This is a genomic window from Brasilonema sennae CENA114, from assembly GCF_006968745.1.
In the GTDB taxonomy this organism is placed as follows: domain Bacteria; phylum Cyanobacteriota; class Cyanobacteriia; order Cyanobacteriales; family Nostocaceae; genus Brasilonema; species Brasilonema sennae.
Genome location: NZ_CP030118.1, coordinates 6,146,114 through 6,156,808, shown reverse-complemented (window position 1 = coordinate 6,156,808; position 10,695 = coordinate 6,146,114). Strand labels below are relative to the sequence as shown.

At 44.6% G+C, this 10,695-nt stretch carries 10 protein-coding genes; 3 read left to right on the top strand and 7 right to left on the bottom strand.

Features of this window, described 5'->3' with window-relative positions:
- Positions 1–302: 302 nt before the first annotated feature.
- The 5 genes from DP114_RS25630 to DP114_RS25610 form a co-directional block, all read right to left on the bottom strand.
- Positions 303–554 carry a hypothetical protein gene (locus tag DP114_RS25630; protein WP_171977458.1) on the bottom strand — a complete coding sequence of 84 codons (252 nt, stop codon included), beginning with the start codon at positions 552–554 and terminating at the stop codon, positions 303–305.
- Positions 555–578: 24 nt separating this feature from the next.
- The gene (locus DP114_RS25625; protein ID WP_169266985.1) at positions 579–1,979 is read right to left on the bottom strand and encodes a ferredoxin:protochlorophyllide reductase (ATP-dependent) subunit N; all 1,401 of its coding nucleotides are present in this window, start codon (positions 1,977–1,979) and stop codon (positions 579–581) included.
- A gap of 291 nt (positions 1,980–2,270) precedes the next feature.
- On the bottom strand, positions 2,271–3,002 hold the full coding sequence (locus DP114_RS25620) for a DUF5331 domain-containing protein (protein ID WP_171977457.1): 732 nt from the start codon (positions 3,000–3,002) through the stop codon (positions 2,271–2,273).
- A gap of 29 nt (positions 3,003–3,031) precedes the next feature.
- Complete coding sequence (bchL, locus tag DP114_RS25615) at positions 3,032–3,898, bottom strand: ferredoxin:protochlorophyllide reductase (ATP-dependent) iron-sulfur ATP-binding protein (RefSeq protein WP_210613867.1); 867 nt, start codon at positions 3,896–3,898, stop codon at positions 3,032–3,034.
- A gap of 697 nt (positions 3,899–4,595) precedes the next feature.
- Positions 4,596–4,850, bottom strand: coding sequence for a TIGR02450 family Trp-rich protein (locus DP114_RS25610; protein ID WP_048870520.1), 255 nt, complete (start codon positions 4,848–4,850; stop codon positions 4,596–4,598).
- Positions 4,851–5,165: 315 nt separating this feature from the next.
- Between DP114_RS25610 and DP114_RS25605 the strand changes: the two genes are divergently transcribed.
- A complete protein-coding gene (locus DP114_RS25605; RefSeq protein ID WP_171977456.1) occupies positions 5,166–8,984 on the top strand; it encodes a tetratricopeptide repeat protein in 3,819 nt (1,272 codons plus the stop codon).
- Positions 8,985–9,063: 79 nt separating this feature from the next.
- Here the strand turns inward: DP114_RS25605 and DP114_RS25600 are convergent, their stop codons facing one another.
- Together DP114_RS25600 and DP114_RS25595 are read right to left on the bottom strand one after the other, a co-directional pair.
- Positions 9,064–9,303 (bottom strand): DUF2283 domain-containing protein, encoded by a 240-nt coding sequence (locus DP114_RS25600; RefSeq protein WP_169266988.1) that lies wholly within the window; start codon positions 9,301–9,303, stop codon positions 9,064–9,066.
- Positions 9,288–9,617, bottom strand: coding sequence for a hypothetical protein (locus DP114_RS25595; RefSeq protein ID WP_171977455.1), 330 nt, complete (start codon positions 9,615–9,617; stop codon positions 9,288–9,290). The genes DP114_RS25600 and DP114_RS25595 overlap by 16 nt, the downstream gene beginning before the upstream one ends.
- 393 nt (positions 9,618–10,010) lie before the next feature.
- Here DP114_RS25595 and DP114_RS25590 point away from each other — a divergent pair, with 393 nt between their 5' ends.
- Both DP114_RS25590 and DP114_RS25585 read left to right on the top strand, forming a co-directional pair.
- Positions 10,011–10,253, top strand: coding sequence for an AbrB/MazE/SpoVT family DNA-binding domain-containing protein (locus tag DP114_RS25590; RefSeq protein ID WP_169266990.1), 243 nt, complete (start codon positions 10,011–10,013; stop codon positions 10,251–10,253).
- A complete protein-coding gene (locus DP114_RS25585) occupies positions 10,243–10,581 on the top strand; it encodes a type II toxin-antitoxin system PemK/MazF family toxin (protein WP_216669936.1) in 339 nt (112 codons plus the stop codon). The genes DP114_RS25590 and DP114_RS25585 overlap by 11 nt, the downstream gene beginning before the upstream one ends.
- The last annotated feature ends 114 nt before the right edge of the window (positions 10,582–10,695 follow it).

The following is a 10,695-nucleotide window of genomic DNA, read 5'->3' as shown; positions in this document are numbered from 1 at the left end:
CTCCTGCGGAGACGCTACGCGAACGCAGTCGCCTACGGAGGGAGACCCTCCTGCAGCGCTGTCTCACCAGTCGCCTACGGAGGGAAACCCTCCTGCAGCGCTGGATTCACCGTAAAGCGTAGCTTTACGTGCCCTCTCCGCAAGTTCGGAGAGGGGCGGTTTTGGCGCAAGACAAAACCGGGGTGAGGTAGAGCGACAATTGTGGATGAGTAGAATAAAGCATCCCGGTAACGTAATAACAAGAGTTTCAGCTTAAGTTAACACCAATGAGCACTGCTGTGCCCCTACCAAAAACCTGTGTTCTAGCCAATAGAAAACTGCTGCCAAATGGGGGCGATCGCCTTCTTCCTCCTCTGCGTCACGCCAGACGCATCAACGGTCAAAGCTCGTCGCTTGGGTTGCTTCCCCCGACAGACTTTGGGGGTACCCCCGCATGGCGCTGGCTCCTCTGCGCCCACCGCGAACTTTGCGGGAGGAACATCCACACCGCAAATTCGCTCTCTGCGGTTCAATAAAAAAAAGTGCGCCACGACAAACGCCAACGCACCCAACAAAATTCATTACAACAAGAGGTAAAATTAAATCTTCGCTTCTTCCTTCACCAACTTATCCCAACCCAAATCTTTCAAACTATTATTCCGACGCAGCGGACGAGTCACCAACTCCAGAATGTCACGCGCATTTGTAAAGCCGTGAATCTGAGCAAAAGTAAACTCCACAGACCACTTAGTATTAATCCCTCGTGCTTCCAACGGGTTAGCATGAGCCATACCAGTAATCACCAAATCTGGCTTCAAATCGTAAATCCGCTGCACTTGATTGTAGTTGTCTGGCTTCTCCACAATCCTAGGCAAAGGTACGCCCATTTCCTTGCAAGTCTTCTCCAAGAACTTCAATTCAGCATCTTGATAACGCTTATCCATGTATGGGATACCAATTTCCGGAACCGTCATACCGCAGCGTACCAAGAAGCGTGCGAGGGAAACTTCCAGCAAGTTATCACCCATGAAAAACACAGACTTGCCACGAATAAGTTTTATGTAGTCTTCTAAACTTTCCCAAATTTGTGCTTCCCGTTCATCCAAACCTTTGGGAGTAATACCAAACACCGAACAGATTTTCTCAATCCAAGCGCGGGTTCCATCTGGACCAATTGGGAATGGTGCACCAATCAGCTTGCATTTGCGGCGACGCATCAAGGTAGTTGCAGTCCGGCTGAGGAAGGGATTGACACCAGCGACATAATACCCTTCTTCAAGAACAGGTAATTCAGTGAAGCGCTTGGCGGGAAGCCAACCAGAAACTTTGATACCTTGCTTCTTCAATTCCAGAGTTAACTGAGTCACCACAGGATCTGGAAGCGAACCAAACAACACCAGAGGTGGATGATCCACATACTCCGATTCTTCGTTGGCGACTTCTTCTTTTTTCTTTCCAAAATTGAGGAGTTTAGAAATAGCGTTACGCTCATTTTTCTCCGCTTCTACCACAGGCGCTTTATCAGGACAACGTGTCGCCATTGCTGCTAACACGGTATCTTCTCCTTGAGTGAAGGCGTAGTCCAAACCGTTAGCGCGTGCGACGACGATAGGAATACCAATTTCGGATTCTAGCTTAGGTGCCAAGCCTTCCAAATCCATTTTGATGATTTCCGTGGTGCAGGTGCCAATCCAGACAATGACACTGGGATTGCGATCGCGCTTAATCTGCACACACAGCCGCTTCAACTCTTCATAATCATTCAGCTGTGCAGAAATATCTCCTTCTTCCAATTCTGCCATTGCATAACGGGGTTCAGCAAAAATCATGACCCCCATTGCGTTTTGCAAGAAATAACCACAAGTTTTTGTACCAATCACCAAAAAGAAGCTATCTTCAATTTTTTGGTAAAGCCAAGCGACACAGCTAATTGGGCAAAAGGTATGGTAATTTCCAGTTTCGCACTCAAAATTTAAACTTTCTGATTGAGCAAGAGTCATTTTAGTGTTTTCTCCCCTTGATTTATTAAGCTAAAAGCGCGGTTGAAAGTAAGGCAGGCAAGACGTGGAAGAATAAGACTTCCCCGCCTCATGATGTATGGACACATGACACTATCTTGGAATTTAGACTAATTTTGGCTTTAAAACCGCCAAACCCTTATCCAGACTGCCTTTCTCAATTTATAACCGCTTTTGGATTTCAAAATCTAAAATGCTTGCTATACAAGGGTTGTAGCCTAAAAAATAGAATTTAGTCTAAACTCCAGACACCTAAATTCAACACAATTTAAGTTAAGTCTTGGGAAACAGACGATCAATCTCTGATTCATTCAGAGAACCAGAAGATTTTTCTTCCCCTAAAAGCGTTTTATTATCCGCTTCTCCCTTTTGGATTACGGTTTCGCTACCCCAGGAATCTGACAAAGCATCAGCAAACCCACTCTGATTTGATGCAGTTGCTGGGGAAGTTTTGCTGTCTACTTCCTTCAAATCATCAAAGGAAAGATTGCTGGACTCATCAGATGAGTGAGGTGCGTTGTAAAACTCAGTATTTGAAATTTTCTGGTTAGATAAAGAGTGATCAATCCCGTGTTGAGTTGCTTGCAACTCCTTTGCTCTAGTCAGATTCTCCCTGGTTGGATTGAGTATCCTTGGAGAATTTGTCAGTGTTTCATCACTTAAATTTTCACTTGACAAATCTGACTCTTCCGCGTGTTTTTCTATACGCAACTTAGGAAGAGCACGGTTACCAAGAGCCAGATCAGGATCGAGATTTAACCCCAGTACTTCAACCAAGGTATCAGGATCAGGATTCAATTTGGAAAACGGCAGCATTAACTGTGCCAGCTTGGGTTCCAACGCATTAATAACTCCCAGGATGAGGTAAGAAGGTGGACGACTCCCGCCATCGGGAGTGTAAACAGATTCTACCTCCATGTGCAAGGAAATCCAGTCACGATTCACCTGGAAAAATTGCAACCACTTCTGCTTTAAAGATTCTGTAAAACTATCAAAAAAAGCCATATTGTCCCCCATCCTGGAATTAAGATGATTTATACAATCATCAAGTCTAATTCTTCTTCTGGATTAGGAACTTGTTGTTTACCCGGATTTAAATAGAAATCGGATAACAAAGCGAACACCTCGCGGTCTGGTGAATCATTTGGTACAACACCTTCTGGACGAGCCAAAATTTGGTCAGCGATGTTGAGATAGTAATCGCAAACGTAATTTAAACAGGGGTCAGATTCTGCCATTTCAAACAAAGTCTTACCTTTGACGCGGGAAACACGAATATCTTCAATCAAAGGCAAAACTTCTAAAACTGGCATCGGGACTGTTTCCACGTACTTGTCAATCAAGTCGCGCTTTGAGGTGCGGTTACCAATTAAGCCAGCAAGACGCAGCGGGTGAGTCCGGGCTTTTTCTCTAACCGAAGCTGCAATACGATTAGCAGCGAACAAGGCATCAAAGCCATTGTCAGTCACAATCATACAGTAATCAGCGTAGTTGAGGGGTGCTGCAAAACCACCGCAAACAACGTCACCAAGAACGTCAAATAAAATCACATCGTACTCATCAAAGGCGTTGAGTTCCTTTAAGAGTTTCACAGTTTCGCCAACCACATAACCGCCGCATCCAGCACCTGCAGGGGGACCACCTGCTTCCACACAATCGACTCCACCGTAACCCTTATAGATGACATCTTCGGGCCACACATCTTCGTAGTGATAGTCCTTTTCTTGGAGAGTGTCGATAATCGTTGGAATCAAGAACCCGGTCAGGGTGAAGGTGCTGTCGTGTTTGGGATCGCAACCAATCTGCAACACTTTCTTGCCGCGCTTGGCTAGGGCGACGGAGATATTACAGCTTGTTGTGGATTTCCCGATACCGCCTTTTCCGTAAACTGCTAGTTTCACTGTTGTTTGCCTCTTATAGCTTTTTGTCAAACTCGTGGCTTAAACACTTACCTTCACCTAGCCTGAGATGGCGATATGTGAGGTCTCATGACTGTCATTATTGTGTAAGTTACCCAGAAAATAAAGGGGGCTGTCAACTGTATTAGGGTTTTATGAGATGAATTATGGTTTAATCAAAAGAATTTGACTGTTGATTATTCTGCATCGCTTTTGAATACTTAAAACAAAAGTATTTTATTTCTTAATAATCTGTTTTTATAAAAAAAGTTACAAAACACAAAAAGCTAAAAATCTTTCTGTATCTATGGTTTTGATTATAAAGATGTATGTGAAACCGTATCCCTCTGGGCAAGATGCTAAGTAGGGTGGGCACTACTCAACTCTAGTTCACCGACTGATTAACTAGTAGTGCCCACCTTACAGTTAGTGGACTATCCCTGTTGGCAAAGACGGTAACTAAGGTGGGCACTCCTCACCTCTAGTTCACCGACTGATTAACCAGTAGTGCCCACCCTACAGTTAGTGGACTCACTTATTTTTGAATTTTGAATTTTGAATTGTTAAAGTCTTGGGCTTCTAGCCCATAAGTGACAGGTCAATTGGAATAATGTAAAAAATTATTACATATTGCATATAAGTTAAATTTTTTCTCAAATCTCAAAATCTACTGAGCTTTATGCTAAGAAAAGAAGTTTATTCAAGAAACCTCTTCTTGGGGTGAATTCATCTCTTGCAAGGTTTGCCAGCCAGCTTCCCACTGAGAACGGTCTTGTAACAATTTAGCGTTGATCCAAAAGCGGACATTGGGGTCACAAGCTGCTACCATCTCGGCATAAACCCATTTACCTTGATTTTTGCGGTTGATAACTCGGAAGTGTCGCCAGCCATCGACTTTTTGCTGTGCTGTCCATTTGGAACCGAGTAGGTAGGGAAATTTTTGCTTTTTAGTCATTTGTCAAAACTCAATATAAAGCTAGACGGAAATTGATATAAGCAGAGAAAGGCGATGCGGAAGCCGCCGCCTTGAAGGCGATCGCCTAAATGAAATCACCCAGATCAATCAACAACTCAAAATTTTGGGGGTTTAACTTTCATGATCATCCAAGCACACGAGCAGCGCAACTACTCATCTGAAGAATATCTGGAACTATCAGTTATCAGTTATCAGTTATCAGTTATCAGTTAAGTATCAGGCGTGTCTGCAAAACTCATCCGGAATGTAGTGAAAACACAGTGAAGCTTGTTATGTAATCTACTCATTCAAGTCATGCCCCTGACTTTCACTTTCGCTCTCAGTCAACAGCAAACTTTTGAATTACGCTGTGATTATGGTTCACGTCGTCTGGATAAAGCAGAGTTGCTTGTACTCATTGACTTGTGTGAGCAAAATTACTACTCCCATGAGAGCGATCGCCCATCCTTACTTCTCCAGATAGGACGCCAACTTTACCAATGGATAGATGGTAAGCAAGGATGGCTGAGAAGGGCGCTGGATGAGGCTGATGAACAAACAATTTATCTGGATTTAATTCAAACGAGTGAGGCGCAGGGGTTGAACCCGGAAACACAACGGGTGGCGTTGGGACTCGCTCATTTGCCGTGGGAATTGCTACATGATGGCACAGGGTTTTTACTGGAACGACAGGATATTGCAGTGTTGCCTGTGCGTTCAGTGCAGCAGCGTAATACGAATGTGGCTGGCGTGCAAAATCGTCCTTTGCGGTTGCTGTTCATGGCGACTTCGCCGGAAGATATTAAGCCAATTCTTGATTATGAGCGGGAAGAAACAAATATCCTGCAAGCAACTAAAGACCAACCGCTAGCTTTGATAGTAGAAGAAAGCGGCTCGGTTCAGGAATTAACTAATTTAGTGAAATCTTATGAAGAAGACTATTTTGATGTCTTTCACTTGACCGGACACGGGATAATTTATACTCACAAAGATTTTGGCGGTTTGCTGCCAAAACGCAGAAAAATTAAGGATTATACCCCGTGTTTCATCACCGAGGATGAAGTGGGTAATGTACAATTGACTACCGTGGAGGATTTGGCGAAAGCCTTTCGAGGACGCTTTCCACGAGTGATTTTTCTTTCTGGCTGTCACACTGGGCAAGTCGCCAACCGGGGAACAGTTCCATCAATGGCGCAGGCTTTGGTGAAAATGGGGGCGGGTGTTGTTTTAGGTTGGGCGCGTCCGGTGTATGATCGGACGGGTATTATTGCGGCACAAGCATTGTATCAAGCTTTGGCAACGGGGGCGACGGTAGAAGAAGCAGTCAAAGCAGCGCAACAGGAAATGATTGCTCAAAAATGCTCCGACTGGCATTTGTTGCGGATTTATCGAGATACGCGCCAAATTGAGCAACTGGTGACACCGCTGAGAACCAAAAAGCGGGAAAAGCTGAAATTTACACAGCCGGAAAGCGAATTTCTGGATGAAAACAATATCGTGAAAGTTGCGAGTCGCTGGGAATTTGTTGGACGCAGACGCCCGCTACAACGGTGTTTGCAAGCATTACGAGAAACCAGCGACAACATCGGTGTATTTATTGCTGGGATGGGTGGACTGGGTAAGAGTTCCTTGGCGGCGCGGTTGTGTACGCGAGTCCAGACACAGCGTCCGAATTTTGAGCGGGTGGTGTTAATTGGACCTTTGGATGAGGTAGGCTTACTCAATAAACTTTCCAGTAAGTTTGAGCGGTTTGCAGATGTGCCCGCATTGCTGAATGAACCAAAAGTTTCTCTCAAAGGGCGACTGCAAAACTTTTTTGAGAGAATTGAAGCAGAAGAAATTGATCGTCCGTTGTTGTTGGTGCTGGATGACTTTGAGCAAAACATCCCGAAAGCGAATATTGAAGATAATTCACTGCGGATGACGGCGGAAGCTTACCGGATTTTAGAAGCGATTTGTGCAGCGCTGGAGGAAAATGCAGCTGAGAGTCGATTGATTGTTACCTGTCGCTACCTGAAAGAAGATACCTTACCACCGCACCAGCTGCATTTAGAATCTTTGGCGGCGATGAATTCGGCGGATGTTGATAAAATCTGCCGGGAATTAGACAAACAAGTCAAGCAACAGGTAGATGAACAGCGGATCATTAAAATAGCCGACGGCAATCCCCGCTTGTTGAGATGGCTGTTGGATGTGCTCAAGCAACCGGGTTTAGAATCTGATGAATTGTTGACGCGGTTGGAGAATACGCAGCAGGAGTTTCGAGAAAATATTTTGGCGCAAACGCTGTTGAGTGGGTTGGAGGATGAGGAAAAAAAGTTTCTGGCGCGGTTGAGTGTGTTTCACCTGCCAGTGACGGAGGATGTTGTTAGGGCTATTTCCTCGAACGCCTGGGACTCAAAGTCCCAGGCTAATAGTGAAAGTCCTCTAAAGAGGACTGAAGATTTAGCACAGGGAATTTCTAGTCCGCTTGAGCGGACTTCGACTAAAGCTGTGGAAATTGATTTCCTGGCGGTTATGCCCAAACTCGTTAGCCTCAGCTTAGTTGAATCTGCCACGACTCACGCCAGCCAAACTGCTGAATATCGCGTGACGACGATTTTAGAACCGTTGCTGGTACCATTATTGAGTGAGGAAGAGTGGCTGACAACACGACAGCAAGCAGCAAGGAAAATTTATCAAGCTTGGTGGGAAGAAACTCATCAACGTTGCACGGATGAGCAAGCACTTGAAATTGTGCGTTTGGGACTGTTGACAGGAGAAAATGACATTGCAGTCAATGTTGGGGACTTGATTGCAACCAATTGGGTGAACATTTCCCGCTTTTTTGAGGCTTTAGAACTATGCCAAAAAATCCTGACAGTTTTTAAGGACTACCGCATTTTGGGAACCATTGCTCGTGCACAAGAAGTATTAGGCAGAGTTGAGGATGCTATTGCCCATGATCAAAAAGCCTTAGACCTTTGCCCTGAAAATGACTTGAAAGAAAAAGCTGCTGTCCTTAACAATATGGCAGAATTAATTGTCCAACAAGGCGATATTGAAAGAGCGCTTTGCTTATGGCAGCAAGATTTAGAAATTTCAGAACGCATTGGGGATGTCAAAGGCAAAGCCACTACCCTCCGCAATATAGCAAAAGTAATTGCCCAACAAGGCGACATTGAAAGAGCGCTTTGCTTATGGCAGCAATCCTTGGAAATCTACGAGTGTATTGGTGATATCGAAGGCAAAGCAATAACACTAAACAACATGGCAGGGATAATCGCTCAACAAGGAAACATAGAACAAGCACTTTCCTTGTGGCAGTCATGTTTGGAAATATATGAACGCATCGGTGATTTAAAAGAAAAAGCCACAACCCTTCATAACATGGCAGGGGTAATCGCTCAACAAGGGGATATAGAACGAGCGCTTTCCTTGTGCCATCAATCGTTGGAAATAAATGAGCGCATTGGCAATCTCCAAGGCAAAGCTGCTACCCTTCATAACATGGCAGGGGTAATTGCTCAACAAGGGGATATAGAAAAAGCGCTTTCCTTGTGCCATCAATCTTTGGAAATATATGAGCGAATTAAAAATGTTCAAGGCAAAGCCGCTACTCTTTACAAAATGGCTTATCTTGTAGGCAAGACTGGAGATAAAGTTAAAAAGTTAGACTTATATTCACAGGCTGCCCGATTACTTGCACGAGCCGGTGCTTATACTAATTTGGTAGGAGTTTTGGGTAGTGTCGCTTTGGCGGATGAAAGTAATGGTTTGGTTTACCTAGCTCAAGCAATTTGGCTCTCCCTAAGAATTCAAGTTCCTTTAGCTGATAACATCGCGGTAATAAGTGGTTTATATCAAACCATACCTCAAGGTGATGAAATGGAAGCCTTGCTAGGGACAACTGCACTATTCTTTTGCAACCTTGGTGGCGAAGGGCATCCGCAGTTAGAGGAACTCCAGGATTTAAGTCTCACGATGCTATCAGCGGCGGCGGGTGCCCAAGGAATTGAGACGCCGGAAGCGTTTGATACTTGGTTTGTCCAGCAAAGGCTGAATGATCGGGAATATTTTCTTCCCCGACTCACTCAACGTTTAGAGGAGATGGTTGGGGATGGGTGGTTGTTTGATCGCAGTCAAGTTTCGTAGTCCCTCCTTGAGGTGAGGCTGAGCCTCAGCATGGGCATTCCCAGACTCCGGCTGGGAACGAGAAAGACTGGGAAGGAAATTATGCTGTTGCAGCAAGGCGAAAATCTGCGATTATTGGCAGTTCAAATAGAGTTTTTTCTGAGAGTCTTTTGGAGAAAAATAGAATTTCCAAGTTCTCAATGTCGCCAGTATCCGGATTCAGACGAGCAATCACACCATAATCAATTTCTTCTGATTCTTGCTCTGAGTATGGAGGGCGTTTGTTGATATAAAGGATATCACCTTCATTGTCATATTCAAATCCTAACTTCGCGTCCATATAATTTCTCCTTGGGTAATTTTTCTACTTATGTAAGCTGTCACTATCCAATGCCGTTCTAGAGGAAAGGTATCACTAACTACTGCTACTACTGCATACTTGCCTTTGCGGAGAGTAGCAAACCAGCGAGAGAATAAGAGCGTATTCTCAAAACGTACATCGCGCCGCACTTGATCGGGCTGGTTCAAGGTATCAGCAATGAGTTCCAAGTAAGCTGTTGGTAAATCGGGATGTCTTTGAAGAATATGTTTTTTGCGTTCCTGGGTTAGTTCTACCTCACTACCAAGATAGGAACAAAAGAATTGTTCTGTCACGGGTTGCCTACTTTCTTTCTATCGCAAAATCAAAGGTATCATGGGCGAAGGTGTAAGCATAGGAGGCGGAGCCTTTTTAAGAGCATTCCCAGGCTGCAGCCCACGAACGAGAAACAACCGCCTTGGAATCAATTCCAAGGCTCACAGCCTAAGTCTACTTTAGTAGACTCAAAAGCTCATGCAGTCATCTTTTAGATGACTTTGCCTATGAGACTGGGATTTCAATCCCAGGCGCACGAGAATGCAAGGCGTGAGAATTGTGCAAGATCTGAGCGTACTCAGGCGAGGTGCAAGATTTGAGGCGATATCGCCTGACTCACCGTGCTGGCTAATTTGGTAATACCGTATTACGCTATTACTAAAATCAATTTCCTACAGCAGCAGACTTTGCTCATGGCTACGCGCAAGACTTCACCCGTATCTAGACTCACCAAAAAGTACCAAGCAACGATTCCCCAAGCAGTACGAGAAGTGCTGGGAATTTCTCAGGGGGATTGTGTCGCTTTTGAAATCGTGCAGGGACAAGTGGTGTTAAAAAAAGTACATCCTATCGATTGGGATTACCTTAACGCGGTAGCTGGAACCTTGAATGAGTGGGTATCTGAAGCCGACGAGGAAGCGTATCGTGACCTTTGATCAATTTGATGTTGTGGTAGTGCCGTTTCCGTTTACCGATACTTCTGGGAGTAAAAAGCGTCCAGCACTTGTACTGAGTGATGCAGTTGCTTTCAATACGCTTTTAAGCCGAAGTGTGATGGCAATGATTACGACTAGAACTCATGCGCCTTGGGTGCTGGACGTGCCAATTACCGATTTATCCAGTGCAGGATTGAAGGCGGCTTCTATAGTACGAATGAAGTTGTTTACGTTAGATGATGCTTTGGTTTTGCGACACATTGGTACTCTGGCTGAAGCTGATAAAGCCGCAGTTAAACAAGCGCTGCAACAACTTTTTAAGTGGTAAATTGTACTGATAAAATTTTCTTGTTTTCTCGTTCCAAGCCGGAGTCTGGGAACAAGAAAAAGATTAGCTCATTTCAACCGCCTTGGAATCAATTCCAAGGCTCACAGTCCAAGT